At 61.7% G+C, this 21,643-nt stretch carries 15 protein-coding genes; 1 reads left to right on the top strand and 14 read right to left on the bottom strand.

Features of this window, described 5'->3' with window-relative positions; genetic code table 11:
- Window positions 1-54: 54 nt before the first annotated feature.
- The 13 genes from DKB71_RS01375 to bcsQ form a co-directional block, all read right to left on the bottom strand.
- On the bottom strand, window positions 55-921 hold the full coding sequence (locus tag DKB71_RS01375; protein WP_323608096.1) for an ABC transporter permease: 867 nt from the start codon (window positions 919-921) through the stop codon (window positions 55-57).
- 21 nt (window positions 922-942) lie between these two features.
- A complete protein-coding gene (locus DKB71_RS01370; RefSeq protein WP_323608097.1) occupies window positions 943-1,803 on the bottom strand; it encodes an ABC transporter ATP-binding protein in 861 nt (286 codons plus the stop codon).
- Window positions 1,804-1,808: 5 nt separating this feature from the next.
- A complete protein-coding gene (locus DKB71_RS01365) occupies window positions 1,809-2,834 on the bottom strand; it encodes an ABC transporter substrate-binding protein (protein WP_408599428.1) in 1,026 nt (341 codons plus the stop codon).
- 18 nt (window positions 2,835-2,852) lie between these two features.
- Window positions 2,853-3,740, bottom strand: a complete 888-nt coding sequence (locus DKB71_RS01360) for a TauD/TfdA dioxygenase family protein (RefSeq protein WP_408599427.1) — start codon at window positions 3,738-3,740, stop codon at window positions 2,853-2,855.
- A gap of 240 nt (window positions 3,741-3,980) precedes the next feature.
- Window positions 3,981-5,126: an alginate O-acetyltransferase AlgX-related protein gene (locus tag DKB71_RS01355; RefSeq protein ID WP_408599426.1), complete on the bottom strand. Its 1,146-nt coding sequence runs from the start codon at window positions 5,124-5,126 to the stop codon at window positions 3,981-3,983.
- An 11-nt stretch (window positions 5,127-5,137) separates the two neighbouring features.
- A complete protein-coding gene (locus DKB71_RS01350) occupies window positions 5,138-6,535 on the bottom strand; it encodes an MBOAT family O-acyltransferase (RefSeq protein WP_408599425.1) in 1,398 nt (465 codons plus the stop codon).
- An 18-nt stretch (window positions 6,536-6,553) separates the two neighbouring features.
- On the bottom strand, window positions 6,554-7,222 hold the full coding sequence (locus DKB71_RS01345; protein ID WP_408599424.1) for an alginate O-acetyltransferase AlgF: 669 nt from the start codon (window positions 7,220-7,222) through the stop codon (window positions 6,554-6,556).
- Window positions 7,222-7,890, bottom strand: coding sequence for an SGNH/GDSL hydrolase family protein (locus DKB71_RS01340; protein WP_274075003.1), 669 nt, complete (start codon window positions 7,888-7,890; stop codon window positions 7,222-7,224). Before DKB71_RS01340 ends, DKB71_RS01345 begins: the two co-directional genes overlap by 1 nt.
- A gap of 15 nt (window positions 7,891-7,905) precedes the next feature.
- Window positions 7,906-11,832: a cellulose synthase subunit BcsC-related outer membrane protein gene (locus DKB71_RS01335; RefSeq protein WP_408599423.1), complete on the bottom strand. Its 3,927-nt coding sequence runs from the start codon at window positions 11,830-11,832 to the stop codon at window positions 7,906-7,908.
- Window positions 11,808-13,049: a cellulose synthase complex periplasmic endoglucanase BcsZ gene (gene bcsZ / locus DKB71_RS01330; protein WP_408599422.1), complete on the bottom strand. Its 1,242-nt coding sequence runs from the start codon at window positions 13,047-13,049 to the stop codon at window positions 11,808-11,810. Before bcsZ ends, DKB71_RS01335 begins: the two co-directional genes overlap by 25 nt.
- Before the next feature lie 7 nt (window positions 13,050-13,056).
- Window positions 13,057-15,330: a cellulose biosynthesis cyclic di-GMP-binding regulatory protein BcsB gene (gene bcsB / locus DKB71_RS01325; RefSeq protein WP_408599421.1), complete on the bottom strand. Its 2,274-nt coding sequence runs from the start codon at window positions 15,328-15,330 to the stop codon at window positions 13,057-13,059.
- A complete protein-coding gene (gene bcsA, locus DKB71_RS01320) occupies window positions 15,330-17,552 on the bottom strand; it encodes a UDP-forming cellulose synthase catalytic subunit (protein WP_408599420.1) in 2,223 nt (740 codons plus the stop codon). The genes bcsB and bcsA overlap by 1 nt, the downstream gene beginning before the upstream one ends.
- Window positions 17,549-18,682, bottom strand: coding sequence for a cellulose biosynthesis protein BcsQ (gene bcsQ, locus DKB71_RS01315; protein ID WP_408599419.1), 1,134 nt, complete (start codon window positions 18,680-18,682; stop codon window positions 17,549-17,551). Before bcsQ ends, bcsA begins: the two co-directional genes overlap by 4 nt.
- Before the next feature lie 577 nt (window positions 18,683-19,259).
- Here bcsQ and DKB71_RS01310 point away from each other — a divergent pair.
- Window positions 19,260-19,625 carry a tryptophan synthase subunit beta gene (locus DKB71_RS01310; RefSeq protein ID WP_408599418.1) on the top strand — a complete coding sequence of 122 codons (366 nt, stop codon included), beginning with the start codon at window positions 19,260-19,262 and terminating at the stop codon, window positions 19,623-19,625.
- Window positions 19,626-19,688: 63 nt separating this feature from the next.
- Here DKB71_RS01310 and lapD read toward each other — a convergent pair whose 3' ends face one another.
- On the bottom strand, window positions 19,689-21,635 hold the full coding sequence (gene lapD, locus DKB71_RS01305; protein WP_408599417.1) for a cyclic di-GMP receptor LapD: 1,947 nt from the start codon (window positions 21,633-21,635) through the stop codon (window positions 19,689-19,691).
- Window positions 21,636-21,643: the final 8 nt, after the last annotated feature.

Genomic DNA, 21,643 nt, shown 5'->3' with positions numbered 1-21,643 from the left:
AGCACTCGTGCCTGATCAGGATTGATTCAGGCGCAATGCTAGCAGATCAAAAGATCAGCGCTGCATCCCCCACCGCTTCACCGTCACCCTTTCCAACGAATCAAACACCAGATTCTCCACCAGCAACCCAATCAGAATCACCACCGCCAACCCGGCAAACACTTTGTCCGTATACAGCTCATTACGATTCTGAAAGATGTACCACCCCAACCCACCCTTGCCACTGGTCGCACCAAACACCAACTCGGCGGCGATCAACGTACGCCACGCAAAAGCCCAGCCGATTTTCAGCCCGGCGAGGATCGACGGCAGTGCCGCGGGAATCAGGATGAACAGCACGAAGCGCATGCCCTTGAGGCCGTAGTTGCGTCCGGCCATGCGCAGGGTTTCCGAAACGCCGAGAAAGCCTGCGTAAGTATTGAGCGCCAGGGCCCAGAGCACGGAATGCACCAGCACGAAGATCAGACTGTTCTGCCCAAGGCCAAACCACAGCAGCGCCAGCGGCAGCAGCGCAATCGCCGGCAATGGGTTGAACATCGAGGTCAGGGTGCTGAGCAGGTCGCGACCGAATTGGGTCGATACCGCCAGCGTCGTCAGGGCAAACGCCAGGACAATGCCGATCAGGTAGCCCTTGAGCAGCACCACCAGGGAAATCCACACCTTGCCCAGCAACTCACCGCTGAGCAGGCCGTCATACAGCGCATGAGCGGTCTGCACAAAACTCGGCAACAGCAAGTCGTTGTTCGTGTAACGCGCAGTGGCCTCCCAGAGTACGGCAAGCAGAATCAGGATTAGGCTTTTGCGCAGCCAGCCCTGTTGCCACAGGCGTTGGCCGAGCGGTAATTCACGCTCCAGCGGTACGCTGGTCAGTGGCTGCAAAACGGTTTCGAATTCTTCACGCGCAGATGATAAATGGCTCATCGGGCCCTCCTCTCAAACGGCTCAATAAGCGATGCGGATGTCAGCGAAATCCAGCTCGCGCTCGGTCTCCGGTGACTGGCCTTCATCGAACAACAACCTGTGAATGCGCCGCGCAGATTCCTGAAAAGCCACGCCGCCAAGGCTGTGTAGATCGTATTGATGACTGTGGACTTCCGCCCGCACCCGACCCGGATGTGGCGAAAGCAACAGGATGCGGTTGCCCACCACCAACGCCTCTTCGATGGAGTGAGTGACGAACAGCAGCGTGAAGCGCACCTCCTCCCAGAGCAGCAGCAATTCTTCCTGCATCTTGCGTCGGGTCAGGGCGTCGAGCGCGGCGAAGGGTTCGTCCATCAGGAGGATTTTCGGCTGCATCGCCAGCGCCCGGGCGATGGCAACGCGCGCCTTCATGCCGCCCGACAGGGTATGGGGATAGGCGTCGGCAAATGCCGCCAGGCCGACCTTTTCCAGGTAGTGCAGCGCCCGCTCTTCGGCCTCTTTACGCTTGAGGGTTTTCGAGGCCAGCAGCGGAAACATCACGTTCTGTTTGACGGTTTTCCACGGCGGCAGTTGATCGAATTCCTGGAACACGACAATGCGGTCCGGCCCCGGCGCATCGACGCGCTGACCCTGAAGGCGGATCTCGCCTTCGACTGGCTGGATGAATCCCGCAGCGGCCTTGAGCAATGTCGACTTGCCGCAACCGGACGGCCCGAGCAGGACAAAACGGTCCGCCGGATCGACCTCGAAGCTGACCTGGTGGGTGGCCCGCACGACCCGCTGGGGCGTGCGGTACTCCAGGCTGACGTTATCGACCGACAACAGCGCCTGGGCTGCGGCGATCGGTTTGCTGACCGTGTGGCCTTGCAAGGGGGCGTTCATGTCGGTCAGCTCCCTTGCAGCGGTTTGGCATCCTGGAAAAAGTAGTCCTTCCACGAATCCGGTTTGTTTTTGATCGCGCCCACACGGTAGAGGAACTCGGCCAGCGGGTAGGTATTTTTCGGCGTGACGCTGAATTCGAACTGCGGGTTGTCGATGATTTTCAGCAGTTCGGCGCGGTCGATCTTGGCCTTGGTGACGCGGATGAAAGTGTCCGCCGCAGCGCCTTTATCGTTTTGCGCGAATTGCGCGGCTTCGGTCAGCGCATCGATGAAGGCCTTGTAGGTCTTCGGGTTTTCCTCACGGAATTTCTCGGTGGCAAACAGCACCGTCGGCGAGTTCGGGCCGAGCAGGTCATAGGTGTTGAGCACCACGTGCACGTTCGGGTTGGTCAGCGCCTGATCCTGGAACGGCGGGTTGGAGAAGTGCCCGCTCAACTCGGTGCCGCCGGCGATCAATGCGGCCGTGGCATCAGGGTGAGGGACGGCGATGGTGTACTTGTCGAGGCGATTGAATTCCTTGTCACCCCACTGCTTGGCGGCCGCGTATTGCAGGAAGCGCGACTGCACCGACACGCCCACGGCCGGCACCGCAATGCGGTCCTTCTCGGTGAAATCGGCGATGGTCTTGACCTTGGGATTGTTGCTCACCAGGTAGTACGGGAAGTTGCCCAGGGAGGCCACGGCCTTGACGTTCTGCTTGCCGTGGGTGCGGTCCCAGATGGTCAGCAGCGGACCGACGCCGGCACCGGCAATGTCGATCGAGCCGGAGAGCAGCGCATCGTTGACCGCCGCGCCACCGGAGAGCTGGGTCCAGTCGACCTTGATGTCGATGCCTTCCTGCTTGCCGTACTTCTCGATCAGGTTCTGGTCGCGCACCACGTTGAGCAGCAGGTAGACGATGCCGAATTGTTCGGCGATGCGGATTTCACCTTCGGCGTGGGCCACGGTCGGTGCCACCAGGCTGCCGGCGATCAGGCTGAAACCCAGGCCGAGGGCCGTGGCCAGCGGTGCAAAGGGTAGACGTTTGGACATGGTCAAATCTCCGGCAAATCAGAAAGGCGCGTCGCCCTGGATGGTGGTGCGATACAACTTGCGGCGCAGATGGCTGGGACATCCGGCGGCGAGGTGGATCAGCGAACGGTTGTCCCAGAACACCAGGTCATGGGGCTGCCACTGATGGCGGTAGATGTTTTGCGGCAACACGCTGTGGGCGTAGAGCTCGTCGAGCAATTGCTTGCTCTCGTCTTCCGGCAAGCCAACGATGCGGGTGGTGAAACCCTCGCTGACGAACAACGCCTTGCGGCCGTTTTCCGGGTGGGTGCGCACGACCGGGTGGATGACTTCGGCGACTTGCGCCAGTTGTTCAGGGGTCAGGGTCGGGCGCCAGTTGCCTTCGAATTTGGTCTCGCTGTAGCGCGCCGTGTAGGAGTGCGCGGCCGAGCGCCCTTCGACGGCCTTGCGCAGCGCCTCGGGCAGGTTGTCCCAGGCTTTGTGCATGTCGGCGAACAGGGTGTCGCCGCCTTCGGACGGCAGTTCCTGGGCATGCAGCATCGAGCCCAGGCTTGGCAGTTCCTTATAGGAAAGATCGGAGTGCCAGAACTTGCCGGCATCTCCCAGGCCGATGGATTGGCCGTTCTCGATGATATTGGAAACGATGAGGATTTCCGGGTGCCCGGCCAGCAGGAATTGCTTGAGCACATGGATCTGCAACACGCCAAAACGGCGGCTGAAATCGATTTGCTGCTCGGGGGTAATGCGTTGGTCGCGGAACACCACCACGTGATGATCCAGGTGCGCACGGTGAATGCGTGCGAAGTCCTGCTCGTTGACCGGGCGGGACAAATCGAGACCGATGATTTCGGCACCCACCGCGCCGCTGAACGGGCGGATTTCGAAGAATTGTGGCGCGATGCTTGGCGATGCTGAAGCTGCAGACATAAATCACTCCCACGCACGGCACGCTCAAGGGCGCGCGCGTCGATCAGAAACTCACGGATGTCGTGTTGGTTCGTGTCGTGCGGCGCGCCGATTGGTCGGCAGGTACGCAGGGAATTAACTTTATAGATATAAGAAGACTAATTTAAATACCGTTAAAGAATAACTATATGGCTTTTCCCGCTGAGCCATAATCCCTGTAGGAGCTGGCTTGCCAGCGATGAGGCCATCAGCCTCACCGGTTTATTTGGCCCAGTCGATGACTTCACTGTAAGGCGTCTGCAAATCCCGCTCGGGAATCTCCCAGATCACCAGCTTCGGCGGAGTCTGTTTGAACGCCGGATTATCGAAATAACCATTGGCGCCACCTGCGAACTCACCTCCGTCCTTGGCAAAGTTACCAATCGGCGCGCCCAGTGCCTGTTGCAGGAAACCGGTGAAGTTGGAATTGCGCGAGAACGAAGTACCGATCAACGCCACGTTCGGCAAATTGTCATCGCCGAACAGGTCATCGAGATTATCGCCTCCGCCGCTTTGCGCATCGCCAGCTTTCTCGGAGATCTGGGTGGCAGCGACAGTTTCCGGCTGCGGTTGCCAGGTCACCGGCAGCCACTCGAGCCCGGCCAACCGTACCAGGTCGCCAGGACGGCGAGCCGGGTCCTGGACCTTCACCTCGAATTCTTTGTGTGGCGTGGCACTGATGCCCAGGGATTGTACCTGCCTGGCCACCGCCCTGGCCGCCGCCGCGGAACCGGTTTCGCTCCAGTGGGTATCGGTGCGCAGGTAGGCGTCGGCACCCAGGGGTTGCAAGTTCGGGGCGAGATCGATCGCGGCGACGCCGGCCTTGTTCAAGCCATCGACCCACGCCACCGCACGCTGCTGCAACTGCAGCGGTCGGCGCAGGTCGCACAGTTGCGCACTGGCGATGCGGCTCTTGTCCGGCACCACCGCCACCAGCAGCTTGATGCCACGACTGGCCAGGCGTTTCTGGACTTCTCGCACCACACCCGCCTTGGTCTCGGCGTTGGCTTGAGCGTGACGATTGATGCGCATCTCGTCGGTCAGGAACAGCCAGCCCGGGCAGCCGGAACGCACACGCGGGCCGGTATCGCCGAGCAACAGCCAACTGGCGCCACGTTCCAGGTCCGCGGCCTGTTCCGGCACGGCAGCCTTCGACAGCTGCTTGGCGACCTTGTGGGTGACCTCGCCGTGCAGCGCCTCATCGAGCGTCAACCTGGGCGGCAGCATCTCGACTTTGCCGCTCAACAGCAGCCAGGTGCAGGAGACGAATCCCAGCGCCAGGAAAGCCACGAAAAAGACACCCGATGCCTTGCTGACAGGGGCGGTCACTGCGCTGGATTGGGCCGGGATGTTGGACAAGGAAGTCATGGGCGCGGTCATCAGAACTGGAAGTACAGGAAGGGCACAGACTCACGGCTCGCGACCAACGCGAACGCGAGCAGGAAACCCAGCATCGGTGCAAACAACGCATGGCCGACAAAGCGCTGCTCAAAGCGGCTTTGCAGCACCGGTGCAACGATGTACAGCACACCGAGCAGCGCCGCGATGCCGTGGACCGGACGCAAGGTCACCGCCAGCGCATCACCCAATGCGAACCCGTGCAGGCCGAACTGTCCGGCATACATCGTCAATGCCGAATGGAAATCCGGAGCGCGGAACAAGGTCCAGGCCAGGAACACGAACAGCAGCGTCAATGTGTGCGACAGCAGCGGCGGAATGCTCGGCAGGCTGGAGCGCGACCACAAGCGATCGACGCACAAGGCAATGCCGTGCGCCGAGCCCCACAACAGGTAGTTCCAGCTGTCACCGCCGTGCCACAGACCGGCGATGGCCATGGTCAGGAACAGGTTGCGATAGGTCTTCCACGCGCCGTTGCGATTACCGCCAAGGGCGATGTACAGGTAGTCGCGCAGCCAACTCGACAGCGACAAGTGCCAGCGCCGCCAGAAGTCCTGGATGCTGCTGGCCAGGTACGGCCGGTTGAAGTTTTCCGGAAAGTGAAAGCCCAGCATCAGGCCCAGGCCTATAGCCATGGCGCTGTAGCCGGCGAAGTCGAAAAACAGTTGCAGCGAGTAAGCCAGGCAGCCGATCCAGGCGTCGACGAAGGACGGGTTTTCCAGATGGAACGCCACGTCCACCAGCGGCGACAGGGTGTCCGCCACCAGCACCTTCATGCACATGCCGATCATGAAACGGCGCGCGCCCAGGGAGAAATTCTGCCAATTGAAATATCGCTGGGTCAGCTCGCGGCGCACCCAGTCATAACGAATGATCGGCCCGGCAATCGAGTGGCCGAACATCGAAATGTAGGTCGCGTAATTGATGAAGCTGCGCTCCACCGGCACCGTGTGGCGGTGCACGTCCACCAGGTAGGAGATCGCTTGCAACACGATGAACGACAACCCCGCCGGCAACGCCACTCGTTGCCACTCCAGCGGCATGGCGCCGTAGTAAGTGATCAGGTCATTCCAGGTCAGGGCCAGGATGTTGGCGTACTTGTACCAGCACAGCACCGCCGTGTTGAACACGATCAACGCAATCAACAACCTCACTCGCCCCTTGGAACCCTCGCGTGCACGGTCCACCAGCAGGCCGCCAACCCAGGCGACGATGGTCAACACCACGTGCAAGCTCAGGAACAGCGGGCTCAGCCAGCCATAGAACAGCCAGCTGCCGATCAGCAGGATGACGTTGCGCCAGGCCGGTCTGGCCAGGGCATACACCAGCAGAAAGGCCGGCAGGAACAGCGTCAGGAACTCGAGTGAGGCGAAGACCATGGCAGCGGCAAAATCCGATCAGTGGGACAAGGTGTCCGTGGCGTTCAATAAACGCGGGCCGTTGGCCGACGGCACCAGCAGCACGCTGTAACGCTCACCCGCCTTCAGTTCGCCCAGGTCCAGCGGCGCACCGACATTGGCGTTCGCACAGACCAGCTGCACCGACAGGCTCACCGGGTTGATCGAACGACGCTGCAGGCTGTCGAGCGGCACCGCCTTGAACAGGTCGGCGCTACGCCCCGCAGGACGCAGGCTGGCATCGGCACAAGCGGCGTCGACGTTGAAGAACGCCAACGACGCTTTCAAGCCGTTGAAGTCGTCAGGCTGCTCGCGCACGGCGACCTGCTTGATGTCGGCGCCGTCGGGCAGCGCAACTACGGTGACAAATTCGCCGGGTTCGATTTTCAGGTCCATGGCCAGTTTCTGAGCGCCGCTGACCAGGGTGCCCTTGACCGGGCTGCTCGCCTGTACCGGGAAAAACAGCGACACCGCTTGCGCCGCTTCCAGGCGCATCGGCGGCTGGCCGGCCTGGGCGATCACATCCAGCGGCGCGTTGCCGGCGTTGACGAAACGGATGAACGCCGCGTCTTCGCTGGGGCCGGTGGGGTACAGGGCGAACTCTGCCGCCACGGCGTTGGCGCTGCAAACCAGCGCCGCCAGGGCGCATACCGCAGACAGGGCACGCATCACTGCTTGGCTCCCTTGTTGCTGACCGCATCGGCCGGCAGTTTTGCCAGTGCGCCACCGATGGCGTTGGCCCAGGACTTGTATCCGGCCACGGTGAAATGCTGGCCGTCGGTGGTCACCCACTCACCTGGCTTGGAGAGCGTTAGCGAGTCGATGTAGGTGCAAGGCGCCACGTTGCTCGCCAGGAACGCCGACATCAGCTTGGTACGCGTATCGTTCTTCTTGTACATCCCGCCCTCCTTGCCCCACGCCGGGCCGACCCACGCGCACTTGGCACCGTTGGCGGTGATCTCCTTGGCCAGGGCGGTCACGTTCTGCCAGGCCCAGGCTTTCGGGAATACCGGTTTATCGTAGGAAGCCATGGTATCGCCGATGACCAGCACGACGAGGTCAGGCTTGTCGGCGGCGATCAGGTCCTTGATCGGCGTGGTGGTGGCTTCGCGCCCCTTGATGACGATCTTGCCGTCGCCTTTCTGCTCGGCGCCACAATCGACTTTCTTGGTGATCAGCCAGTCGCCGGCACTGGCGCCGCACGCGCCGATCGAATGTACGATTGCGCCCTGCTGGGTCAGGTTGGCTTGCAGCGGTTCCATAAGGTGGTCCGCCAGGCTCATGTGACTTTCACCGAGTACGAGAAGGGTCATACCGGCAAGAACGGAAGAAGGCATTTAAGTCTCCAGGAATCAGTTGGAATAAGGGGAGCGGTAGGGGCTGACCGGCAGCTCCATCGAGCCGTTCATGTCTTCGAACATGTAACGCAGGTACATGGCCCCGGTGAATTGCTTGTAGTCCTGGGCGTTGTCCAGGCCGAGATTGCCACCGAGGAAAAAGTTCGAACCGAATTTGTATTCGCCTGCACCGCTCAGGCTGTAGCCCACGCCGGTCTTGTTCTGGCCTTTGTAGCGCTGGTTGTTGGCAGCTTGCAGGTCTTTGTCGTTCGGGAAGTAATCCGCCGCGTCCTGATCGAAGTACTGCACGCCCACCGAACCCTTGACCTGATAGGAAAACCGGTCGGTGCGCTGCGACCAGGTCACCGGCACGCCCAAGGCGAAGTAGCTTTGCGGGCTGAAGTAACCGCCATGGCCGTAGGTGAAGAAATCCTGGTTGTTCTCGAAGCTCAGGCCGGTGGCACTCAGGCCCAGGGTCAGCTTGCTGTCTTCGGCGTTTTGCAGATACCAATACACGCCACCGCCCAGTTCGGTGCGGCTGTTGGATTCGACGTTGTGGCCGAGCAACTTGTGCCACGAACCGTAGCCGTAGGTGCCGACCTGCTGATCGTCATAGCTGAGCTGAGCCCGCCCGCCGTTGGCCGTCACGCCGCCCCACGACTGACCGGTGCGGTCGTCGGTGGTGCCAGCGAACGAAGTCACGCTGTCCGTCACCGGACGCCTGGAAACACTGACGCCATAACGCACGTTCGAGTTGTCGGCGAACGGCCGGTCCACGCTCACGCCACCAGCGGCGGTGCTGTACTTGAAGCCCATTGGCGTTGTGCCGACATCGGCCTTGATGCCTTCATCCGGGCGGGCATAGGCCACGCTCAGGCCCACGCCTTTGTCACGCTGGGAACCGGCGCCGTCGGCGGATGATCCACCACCGAAACGGCTGGCCGAATCGCTGTCGACACTGCCGGCATTCAGCGATACCGGGGTCACGCGCACGGCGTAGCGGTTCTCGCCCGACGGCACGTTGATCTCCAGCGGCGTTTCAACGTCGGTCATTTTGCTCATGCCCGACTCGCTGTCATTGCTGCGGATGGTGACGCCCTGGGTCACGTAGCCGCTGCGCTCCTGCAGGATGTTGTCCAGCGCGCGCTGGGCGGAACTGGCTTGGTCCACCGCGACATTGACCGTGGCCTGAGGCGCGAACGGGTTACCGCCGGCACCGGCAAAGCGCCCCGCCGGCAACGCCTGGGTTCGCGCACCAGCAGCCATGCGTGGCTGGGCCTGGCCCGGATAGGCATCGGCCGGCAGTGCCGCATCGCTGGCGACCATGACCGGCGCGGCTGCATCAAGCTGTGCCTGTGCCGGGGCGGGAATCGCGTCCACCGGTACTCGGCTCACCTGGTTGCGCTGGCCCGGCAAACCCACGAACGGGTTCGGGGCGACGTTCAGGCTATTGGCCTGAGCCGTCAGGCTGCGTTTCTGTTCGCTCTGCTCAATGGCAACCGCCTTGCGCAGCAACTCGGTGGCCTGGCTGGACTTGCCCATGCTGCGGTAGATCCGCGCCGCTTCGGTCAGCGATTGCGGGTCGTAGGTTTCCAGTTTCAGGAACTGTTCCAGCGCACGCTCGGCGTAGCCATTGTCGTGGGCTTGAACCGCCGCGTCAGCGGCGTTCAGTAAAATCTGCGGGTCGTTGGGCTGACGCTGCAACAACGGCTTGTACAGCTCGAACGCCTTGGCATTGTCGCCGTTGCTGGCGTACATGCGCGCCAGTGCCGAGACGGCGCCCGCGTCCCCCGGACGCGAAGCCAGCGCCGGTGCCAACGTATCGTAGGCAGCCGCCAGATCGCCATTTTCACGCAGGATATCGGCCTGGCGAATGCGGTACTGATACAGCACGTCATCGAAGCGTTTGCGCGTGGCCACGCTCATCGGCTGGTTTTGCAAGCCGTGCAGGATCGAGTTGACCTGAGCGTCGTCGTCGGTCTTGAGCAACAGGTTGGCGTATTGCAACATCAGGTCCGCGGATGGCGTCGGCGTCTGGGCGATGACGTTGCGCATCATTTGCTGCGCATGTGCCGAGTCGCCGGCATCGACATAGGCCGCAGCCAGGGTCGCCATGCCGTCAGGCGTGCGGCTGGCCACCGGCTGCAAGCGATCGAGCAAGGCCAGGGCTTCCTGGCGTTGGCCACGCTTGGCGATGCTGGCCGCCAGTTTGATCTGCACCGTGAGAGTGATCTGGTCGGCCAACTGATTCATATCCGCGGTGCGGCGCTCGGCCGGTATACGGCTGATGGTTGCTTGCGCGGCGTTCCACTGCTCCATTTCCACCGAGAGCAAGGCACTGGTGTAGAGCGCGTCGATGTGGGTCGGATGGCTTTTCAGATAGCTGTCGATCAGGTCGCGAGCCTTTTGCGGCTCGCCGGCCTTGAGGTACAAACGCGCCAGGTCGAAACGGGTCCAGACGTTGTCCGGGTCGTCCTGGATGGCTTGCACCAGGGCTTGTTGTGCCGCGCGGTTATCACCGCGCTGTTCGGCCAGTTTGGCCGCCTGCGTGGAACGCAAGGCACGCAGGCGAGCGCCGCCGCCCATTTCGGCCTGCTGGGCCGGGGTCAGGGTGTCGAGCAGGCGCAGGGCTTCATCGGCCTGACCGGTTTGCGCCAGCACATTGACCAGGCCTTGAACGGCCTGCGGGTTACCGCGCTGCACATTCAGCACCTGGCGATAGTTGGCTTGCGCGGCGTCCAGTTGGCCGGCCTGGGCCTGAATGTCGGCCAGGGCCAGGCGCGCATCGACGCCGTTCGGGTTCAGGCGCATGGCCTGGGCGATGCTGGCTTGCGCCTTGGCCGGTTGCGTCCTGGCCTGGTCGCGGGCCTGTTGCAGCAGCGCCCAATAACGCACGTTATCCAATGCCGGCTTCCAGCGTGTGCCGCCATTGGCGATGGCCCGGTTGAGCAACTGCTCGGCTTCGCCGAAACGGTTTTGTTGCTGACGCACGACGCCAAGGCCACCCAGGGCATCGGCGTCGTCGGGTTTGCTTTTCAGGCGCGCGGCGAAGGCTTGTTCGGCGCCGGCCTGGTCACCCTTCTCCAGCGCTTGCAGCCCTCGCGCCACCAGCGGATCCTGCTGCCACACCGGCGCACCGGCAGTGGTCGACTGCGACTTGCCTTTGTTGAGCAGGTCGCGGATTTCCTGGTCTTCGGGATGTACTTTCAGGAAGTCATCGAATAACGGCACTTGCGAGGCATTCGGCGGCCCCATCCACACCAGCGCCAGGCGCCAGCTCTCATCGGCGTCACCGGCGATATCGGTACGGGTCGACAGTTTGGCCAGGGCCCGGATACCTTCCGCGCGGCTGTCTTCATGACGCACCAGATGCTTGGCCAAAAACAGCGCGACAATCGAGTCATTCGGCGTTTCCCGCAGCAAGCGCTCAAGGCCTTTGCGCGCCTCGGGCCAGCCTGCATCATTGAAAGCCAGGTTGGTGTAGAACTCGCGACCGATCTTGCCTTCAGGCGTGCGGCCGGCAAACAATTGGCGGAACACTTCAGTGGCCTTGTCACGCTGGTCGCCGTCGGCCAGACGCCGGGCTTCGTCCAGCAGCGCAATGTTCTGCGGATCGGTCAGGGCGATGTCCTGCTCAAGTTGCGCAGCCTGCCAGGGTCGCGGCGACAACGCCTGCAACCGCGCCAGATACTGCTGCGCCTGTCGCGGTTTGTCCTGTTTGACGCCGATCAGACCCATGCCATACAGCGCGTCGATCTGGTTGGGGTCCAGGCGCAGCACTTTCTCCCAAGCTTCTGACGCACGCGCAGCGTTATCCCGGGCCTGCCAATATTGGCCCTGCTCCACCAGGCGCATTTGCGCATCGCTGGTTTCGGCGTGGGCGGCGGTGCCGATGAGGGTGGCGAGAATACCGATGGCTAGCGTGTGACGGCGCGGGTGCATGACGTCTCCCAAGTCAGTTTGAGTGTTCCGTCATCACGAAACTGATAGCGTTTTTCAGCCCAGCCGAGTGCGAACAGACTAAGCATGGCGTTGTAGTACAGCGGTTCGACATGTTCGCCATCGGCTTTTGCCAGCGCCGCGTTCAAAGCCGTTTCGGCCCGACGTTGCTGCTGCTCGGCCAGCCAGGGTTGGCCCTTGGCCTGGAAGTACGGGATCAGTGCGGCAGAGTACCCGAACGGGCCCTGCCCTTCGAGCGCACCGCTGATGACCTGGACTTTTTCCGGAGGAATACCGGTGGAAGCCGTGCTGTTCGACATGCCGTCCAGGCGTGCCAGCAGCGGTGCCGCCAACGGGTCGGTCCTGGGCGTCATGCCGGCCCACAGGTAGACGCGAATCGCGTCGTAACTGCCCAGCTCGCCTTTGACCGGATCAACCACAAACAGACCGGCTTTCGGCGCGGTTGCGCGATAGCCGATCCAGTCCGCCACATAGCCTTTCGGGCTGGAGGCACTGACCATTTTTACGGTATTTTCGGCGATTTCCTTCCACGGCCCGCTCGGTGCTTCCTTGGCCAGTCGGCGTAGCAACGGCAGCGGCAAATAGCTCGGGTTAAGGCGCCACAGATGATCGGGCTGAGTGAAACCCTCGGGGCCGGGGAGGACCATTTTGCCTAGCCCCGGCAGGCTCACCACCAGGTTGCTTTCAATGTTCCTGAGCAGGCGCAGGGCGTCTTCGCGGTAGTCCGGGCGCTGCCACAGCCGCGCCGCTTCGAGCAGCGAGTAGGCAATCCACAGGTCAGAATCGGACGCCGAGTTGGCGTCCTGCAACTGCCATTTGCCGTCCTTGCCCTGGCCCCACAACCAGCCTGGCAGACGGTTGCCGACATCGGCGCCGGCCATGTTGGCGGCGGTCCATTTCCACAAGGCATCGAAACGCTCGCGGTCGTTGCCAATCAGCGCGAACAGCATGCCGTAGGACTGGCCTTCGGAGGTGCTGTGATTGGCTTCGACGCTGGACTCCAGCAGGCGACCGTCGTTCTGCACGAAACGCGTGGCGTAGGTTTGCCACAGCGGCCAATCGGCGCTTTTGCACGCGACCTCGTCAGCCATGGCCGGTGTCAGGCTCAAGGTCGCCAGCGTGCCAGCCAGCCAAAGCACGGCCCGGCGCCAGCGGCGCTGTTGGGCAGAATTGCATCCAGGGGTCCTGTGGTTTCTCATGGTGTTCTCAGTCGCTCAACCGCTGTTTGGCACGGGACCGCAGCGCCAGATAGGCCAGACAACTGAGCAACACCACACCGAGGCCGGTCAGCAGCAGCGTCAAACCGACATGACGCGAGAGCATCCATTCCAGGCGTTTGAACGGGCCCAGTTCGCCGACGTAGTACTGCTCGTCCGCCACCAGTGGCTCGATGGTTTTGCCACGCACTACCACCAGGCTGCCCTGGATGGACTGGGTGTAATCCTCGCCGCCGATCAGGGCATTGGTCGCTTCAGCCAGGCCTTGCGGTTGGCCGCTGGCGATTACCACGACGCTGCGACCGCTTTTGAGCGGCGATTCGAAACCTGTCAGGTAAGTGCTGCGCGCGCCGCCGGAGAAGGCCATGGCCAACCGTGCCTTGCGCTGGTTCGCTTCCGGGTCGGGGCTGAACCAGTCGCGTACGCGCATCGGCAAGTCAGACAGGTGAAAGCTCTGTTGGTCGCCGCTATCGGTCGCCGGCAGGCGATCGGCCCACTGGGTCAGCAATGGTTGGTTGTTACCGGAAGCAAGCACCAGCAAGTCTTTATCCGCCACCGCTTGAACCTGCGCCGCTTGCGCCACCAGCACGCCAGTGGCCGGATAACCGGTGGACTGGCCGAAGCGGCCGAGCACGGTCAGGTAGGCATCCAGCTCGGCAGCGCCAGCGTTGTCCGGCAGGATCACGGCGGTCTGCGACAGGTCAGCCAGACGGGTGAACGGGAAGCCCGCGTCCTTGAACACGCCCAGGTTCGGCATGGCCATGAAGTGGTCGTAGCCGCTCAGGTCCAGGGTCGATTCCGGATCGACGCTGCCGCGCATGTTGTCGATGATGATGTCGCCACATTCCCCCTGCTTGATGTAGTCGAACATGAAGCGCAGTTGCAGTCGCGATTGCAGGGCCACCGAGTTCAACGGCAGGCGCACGCGGGTTTCGCGGTTGAGGCTGTCGTCGTTGAGCTTGAGGGTTTTCAACACGCTGTTTTCCAGCTTGTCCTGGGGCAGCAGGTTCTGCGACTGGATCAAGCCATCGTTGAAGCTGACGATGAACGACGAATTGCTCGACTTCTCTTGCGGCGTGTAGCGGTATTTCACGTTCAACGGCGCACCTTCATCACGCCAGGTGAACAAGTCCGGCGGGAAATTCAACGGTACGGTGATGTCGCCCGGGTTGTAGCCCGATACGTTGAATTGCTTGGCCGGCAGCAGCTCGCCGAGCTTGACCGGGCGATCGCTGGGCAGCCAGTTCGGGGCATCGTAAGGCTTGCGCGACTGCACGCTGTCGAGTCGATCGATCACCACGCTGCTGCCCGAAAGCGCCTGACTGCCGAGCACCAGCGCGGTGGTCGCCGTCTTCAGTTCGGCGGCATCGCGGCCGGTGATCACCAGCAACTTGCCATTCTCGTCATTGGGGTTGGCCATCAAGCTCAGGGTCGGGCCCTTGGCCGCCGGCAGGCTCAGCCCGCCGATCTGCAACGCATCGGGACCGCTGAGCAGCACCACGGCATTGCCGTGGGCCGGGATCTGGTTGATGTGAGTAGAGAACTTCGCCCCGCGGTAACTGGCCTGGGCACCGAACCAAGACGACAGGGCGCCAGCCGCTTCCAGGGTGGTGTTGTCGGGCGCTGCGGCGAACACGAATGGCAGGCCCAGGGTGCGCGCATCGCGGCGATCGAAGAATGGCAACGGCAAGATCGACAGATCGTTCGGCAGCGCCAGCGGCGACACTTCGATGCTCAGCTCGGTGGCGTTGCTGATCTTCGCCCACAGGCTGGAATGCGTCGGGTCTTCGCAACTCATGGTGTAGTGACCGACGAATTGCAGGCTCAAGCGGTTGAACTCGGTGATCAGCTGCGGCGGGATGGTGACTTCGTGGGTTTGCAGTTGACCGGCGTTTTCCTTGGGCAACGGCAGGCTCGCGGCCACTTCATCGTTGACGATGACGTTGATCTGCGACAGGTCGGCCAGCAGTGCCGGCGAATAGGTGTATTGCAGTTTCAGCCTGGCGCCGGTCACGATGGAATCGGCACGCACATCGAAGTTGACGCTGTCGGTGGACTCCACGCCGCGCAAGCTCATCGGATAATTGCGGCCCAGTTGCTTGAGCGTCACGCTATAGCCATTGGCGCCCGGCGCCGCATCCACTGGCGCGATCTCGGCGAATGCCGTCGCACTACCACCCATTGCCAGCAACGCGCACGTCATGCGTACCAGTGCGCGGCGGGGCGCGCGCAGGCTACCGAAAGCGAAAGACTTCGAGTTCATCACTTGTCCAAAACATTTTCCAGGGTGGACGGGGAGACGTGGCGACGGCGGAAAAGGTTCCGCACTTCCATGACCGTTGCTTTGAAGAGTTCGTAGATACCGCGAAGGGCAATGCCGCTGACATCGCGCAAGGCGGCCAGGGGCGTATCGACCTGGCCATTGCCCCAGGTCGAAGCCCAGGTATCGGCGCGGGAGAACGTCAGGCGTATCAGCTCGCTTTGCTGGCGCAGGGTCAACTGGTCGAATTGCGCCCCCAACAGATCCCCGCGACTGAAGACGATGACGGCCGGGAACACGCTCAGCTGTTGCTTGCGAAACAGCGAAATCTGCACCCGCTCGCCCTTGGGAATCTCGATGCCATCAGGCAAACGAAAGCCCAGGCCTTTTTGCGAGAAGTCCTGGGTCACGCCCTCGATCACGGTGCCATCGGCACGGGTCAGGCGCATCGGCAGGACCGCCGCCACCCGTGGTTCGGAACGCACCTGACGGGTTTCGCTGGCCACCGCCACCGAGGCGCTGGTGATGATGAGGTTGTAGACGGTCCACGCCAGGTTGATCAGGATCGTGGTGGTGGCGCCTTCGGCACCCTCCATCAGGCGTATCCCGCCATAGATCAGGCCAGCGGCGTTCAAGAGCAACAGCACGATGTAGGGCCGGGCCAGTTTCCATTCGAAGTACTTCTTGTCGATCACTCCGCCCTTGTCGGTCACGTTGAAGCCACCGAACTTGGGGTTGACCAGCGCCATCAGTACCGGGCCCATGATGTACCAGGCCAGCACCGTCTCGTAGACCTCGTTCCAGAACGAGTGGCGGAACCGTCCCTGGATACTGGAGTTGGTCAGGCTGGCGTGAAGAATGTGCGGCAATACGTACGCGGTGATCATCAACGCCGAGGCGTGGAAAATCTGTGCATCGAAAAACAGGAATGCCAGCGGCGCGGTCAGGAACGCCAGGCGTGGCAGCCCGTAGAAAAAGTGCAACATCGCGTTCAGGTAACACAGGCGCTGGCCCATGCTCAGGCCTTTGCCGAGCAACGGGTTGTCGGTGCGAAATATCTGCGCCATGCCACGTGCCCAGCGAATTCGCTGGCTGATGTGGCGCGACAGGCTTTCCGTCGCCAGGCCCGCCGCCTGGGGAATGGCCAGGTAGGCGGTGTTATAACCGGCGCGGTTGAGCTTGAGCGCGGTGTGGGCATCTTCGGTGACGGTCTCGACGGCCACGCCACCGACTTCCAGCAAAGGTGCACGACGGATCACCGCACACGAGCCGCAGAAGAACGTCGCGTTCCACAGGTCGTTGCCGTCCTGCACCAGACCGTAGAACAACTCGCCTTCGTTCGGCACGGAACGGAAGGTATTGAGGTTCTTCTCGAAGGGGTCCGGCGAGAAAAAGAAGTGCGGCGTCTGCAGCATCGCCAGCTTCGGGTCCTTGATGAACCAGCCGACACACACCTGGAGGAAAGAACGGGTCGGCACGTGGTCGGCGTCGAAAATGGTCACGAACTCGCCACTGGTGACCTTGAGCGCTTCGTTCAGGTTGCCTGCCTTGGCGTGGCGGTTGTTGTCACGAACGATGTAATTCACGCCGATCTGTTCGCAGAACTCGCGGAAGTCTTCGCGGCGACCGTCGTCAAGCACATGCACGCGCAGTTTGTCCTGGGGCCAGTCGATGGCCTGGGCGGCGAAGATGGTGACCTTCACAATGTCGAGGGTTTCGTTATACGACGGGATGAACACATCGACCGTCGGCCACTCGCTCGGCGGTCCGCTCATCAATACTGGTTTGCGTCGCAGCGGCCAGGCGGTTTGCACATAGCCGAACACCAGCACGATCATCGCGTACAGCTCGGCCAGGACCAGGCCGTAGCCGAACAGCATGTCGACCCAGCCCTCGAACCCGAGGGTGGAAGTGAGTCGCCAGTATATGTAGCGCAGGGAAGCGGTCAGTGATAGCCCGATGAGCATCAGCACGTTCAGGCGTCCGGGAATCTTGCGCAGTACCATCGCAGCGATGAAGCAGCCGAGGGCAAAGAAGCACTGCGAATACAGGTCGAACGGCACCGTAATGATGAACACGGCCAACAGCCCGCAGAACAGCGTCACGCTCACGGTCAGCGCCCGACGCAACGTCGCTGGCAGGCTGTCCAGGCGATCGGAGAGCGATTGTGCCCAGCGCTGCGAACGGGAGGGAGCGGCTGTATCTGGAGCGGTGGTGTTGATCACGAGGCGTATGACTCTGCAACGGCCATGGCATTCAACTGCGTTTTGACCCTGTCAGTCAGCATCAGCATGTCGCGGCAAGCCTGGGAGGACTCGGCCTGCAGCAGCGGGTTTTCACCATAAGCAAGGGCTTCGCCAATGGCATGATCGAGCGCCACGACACCCAGCAGCCGCGAGCCGAGGCGGCGCTTGAGCACTTCGTGCATGTCCCGGCAGAACAGGCGATCGCTGTCGAACTGATTGATCACGTAATTGCACAGCGGCGCCTGGCCCCGGGCGCCGCGCTCTTCCAGCAAACGCTCCATCTGGTCCAGCGTGACGAAACAGGCCGCATCGGCGGTGGCGACGACCAGCACCTGATCAGCCACCATCAAGGCTTGCGTCAGGTAGGACGTACGACCCGGTGGCGTGTCGAGAATCACCACGTCGTTTTCGCTCAGGTCCATGCTCGCCAACTGGCCAGCCAGCCAGTAACGATCGTTTTCCAGATAGCGCTCCAGCGTACGGCGCTCGTCCTCGGTCACCGAACCGTAGGGCAGCAGCAACGAACCCGCAGAGCCGGCCAGCAGCAGTGACTTCCAGTCCTCACCCTTGAGGCTGGCGTAGGCCATTCCTGCCACATCCGGCTCGGCACCCAAGTGGTATTGCAACGCGTTTTGCGGATCGAGGTCGATGGCCAGTGTCCGCCCGCCCTCCAGGCGCAATGCAGTGGTCAGCGCAGAGGCGAGGGTGCTTTTGCCAACGCCTCCCTTGGCCGATATCACCGCAATGACATGCGCCCTGGTCTTGGCCGGACGACCATGGGGCAGCGCCTGGCGCAGTGCCTCTTCATTACGTGCTTGCGCTTCGGCCTGACGTGCCAGGGCGACTTCGGCCAGCAAATGGCGAAGCGGCGCAGCAGGCTGCGCAGAATCAGCCGGCACCAACGGCGTCTCCATGCCATTTGTGGCATCGGCTGCAGCGCGCTCGTATTGCTCATCAGGCTGATCAACTTCAGCTACAGGTGCAGGCGCAGCCGGCACCAGCGTCAACGGCTTTTCCTTGTAGTCGAAATGGCTGCCGAACTCGAGATAACTGTCCGCACTTGCCCCGAACCTGTTGAACAGGTTCGATATATCGTCTGTACGATTCATAAAAGACTATCCGAGGCGCTGGCACATAAGGGAGCACGTAGCTCGAGGGTTCATCGAGGCGAGCATCAAAATGACATCGTCAATAATTTGAATGCCGCAATTGTAATAGTTGAACGCGATTAAAAAAACCTTTTTTATCGCCATAAAATTGACGAAAAGGTGCTTTATTTATTTGGCGCGTCCTGCGCATTCCCGACAGCCGAACTGCAACGCAAGCAACTGAATACAAGGCCCCGAACGGCGGCGCGCGATTATCCAGCAAGCATTACCGGTGCGCACATCATTTGCGCCAGGTGGCAGACCGGTAGATGGACGGCACCTGTAACTATTTCAACTAAACTAAGCAATTCGCGGACCATATGAACTATGGTTACAAGCATGTTTGCTTCAAACTCAAAAATATATGTTCTAAATCAATGTCTTAGTTATTACTTGGCGATGATCTGCCGGCAATGACCTGCCCGCGACGACTGTAAGTGCAATTGTTGGCGCCATGGATATGACGAACGCCCTCTACTGGGTAGATGTTGACTATGCTGCTGACAGCATGACGCGGCTCACTTCTGAGGGATGCTCGATGTTCTACGTGCAACGCAATACAGACGGCCGACTGCTGCGCGTGGAAGCCGAAGCCTACGCCGAATCCACGGAAACGCTGCCGGCCGACCACCCTGACCTCCAGGCCTGGTTCGCCAATGAAGTCATGGCCACCAGCCACAAACAACTGCTGCAAATCAAACAGCTCAAGCAACTGCGCCAGAGCGACCTGGAAATGATCCGGGTACTCGACGACTTGATCGCCGTGCTGATCAGCAAAGGCGTGATCCTCGTCACGGACCTGCCAGGGCCCGCGCAGACCAAACTCATGGACCGCTTCCACGCCCGTGAGGCGTTGGGCGGGTTGAGTAATCTGGTTGAGGATGATGAGGAAGGGTTTATCTGACATCCGGGGATCGCAGCCTTCGGCAGCTACAGGTGTGCGAAGGCTGCAACCTTTGCGATTACCCTATTGCCAAGGCTTGGGCTCGCCCACCAACCGTCCCTGAACGCCGTACACGCCCATCTCGCTAAGCACCGCCAACTCCCCTTGCGTCTCGACCCGCTCGGCAATCAACGGCAGATCAATGCTATGGGCCGCTCGCTGGACGGCTTCGATGAACAGGCGTTTGTCGCGCTCCTGATCAATCGCACGGATGTAGCTACCGTCGATCTTCAAGTAGGCCAACCCCAAGCGCGCCAGGTTGCCGATCATGCTGAAGCGCCCACCGAAATGCTGCAGGCTCAAGGAGAACCCGAGCGCTCGCAAACGCCGGGTCAGCTCTTCGAGACTGGCTTGCTCCGGCAATTGCTCTTCGCCGATCTCCAGGGTCAGTCGCGGCCCCAGGTTGGAGTGCGAACGCAGCGTTTCGAAGAGCGCAGTCAGCGCCTGCGGATTTTCCAAAGTTGCCGACGAGAGGTTCAGCGCCAGTGTCTCTTCGTGTGAGTCCATCTGCTCCAGTACCAGTTCCAGCATCAGCCGGTCCAGTCGCGCCGCCCAGCCGAACCGTTCCAGCCACGGCAAGAAACGTCCGGCAGGGATGCTCTCGCCCTGGTCGTCGATCAGGCGGGAAAGCACTTTGTAGTGCAGTACCAGTTGCGTGTCCTGACTGGCCACCACGGGCTGGAAAAACAACTTGAATCGTCGTTGCTCCAAGGCCTGATCCAGCAGGTTGTGCCAGGCATGATGGTCGTCGCCGACATGGGTCGGGGCCCTGTGATCGAGGCAGACCCAGTTCGAATCGGTCTGGCCTTCGGCCTGCGCCAATGCCTGATCCGCCAGCCCGAGTACGGCTTGCGGGGCGTCGCCATGAATAAAGGGCGCCAGCCCGATCGCCGCTACAGAGGGGACGTCAGTAGCACCGGTCGCGTACAGACTGGCCAAGGCCGTGTCGAGGTGCTGCGCCAGTTGCACCGCTTCTTCACGCACCAGGCCTGGGGCCAGAACGGCGAATTCGCCGCCACGAATCCGTGTGACCAGGTTGGTTGTTTCCGGATATCTGGCGCACTCGCGGGACAACTGCTGACCAACCGCCTGGAGCAACGCATCCGTGCGCTGGCCGCCCAGCCGCTGGTTCAACCCGGCCAGATCCTTGACTCGCAACAGCAGCAAGTAACCGGAGCTGGCCTGCTCGGGATTGCTCACCCGTGCATTCAGTTGCATCTCGAAGTAACGTCGGTTGGCCAAGCCGGTCAGGTTGTCCTGATAGGACTCGACCCGCAGCTTTTCACTGCGTTCGGCCTGCTCCTGAAACAGCGCCTTGAGCTTCTCGACCATCTGGTTCATGGCCTGCACCACGCGACGCAGTTCCGGCGTGCGCGGCAATTGCGGCAGGCTGAGAAACTCGCGGCGGGCAATGGCGTGGGACTGCCGGACCATGTAATCGAGGGGCTTCAATTGCCGACGCAGCAACAGCGCGCCCAGTATCGCGCTGACCACGCCACAGAACAGCAACCACCCCAAGCTGCCCAACGCGCTTTGCCACAACTTGGCCAGCGCGAACATCGGGTGACTGACCACCTCGACCCGTGCGGCCTGTACCCAACCGCGACTGACTATCGCATCGCCCCCGGCAGGCTCCAGGCCAATCAGTTTGACGAACCAGTCAGGCACCCGGGTATCGGCCGCAATGCCGCTGCGTTCGATCAGGGTCTTGTCGTTGGATAAATCGACCACACGGATGCTGGCGTAATAACCGCTGTCAAAGATCGAGCTGACCAGCAATTCGGTCATCGCCGGGTCGTCGATATTGGGCGTCAGTGACAACGCCAGCGCCGTCGCCGCATCCTGGGCGTGGGAACGCAGCTGGTTGACGTACTGGGAGCGCGAGCTTTCCAGGCTGACCATGAAGCTGCCGGTGAAGGCGACGACCAGGAACAGACAGATAGCGATCAAAAGCTGTTTGAACAAAGACATCTGTGGGC

It is taken from the genome of Pseudomonas sp. PLMAX (genome assembly GCF_046042685.1).
GTDB classification, from domain to species: domain Bacteria; phylum Pseudomonadota; class Gammaproteobacteria; order Pseudomonadales; family Pseudomonadaceae; genus Aquipseudomonas; species Aquipseudomonas putida_AE.
The sequence above is the reverse complement of the archived record's forward strand: the minus strand, read 5'-3'. Positions and strand labels throughout refer to the sequence as shown.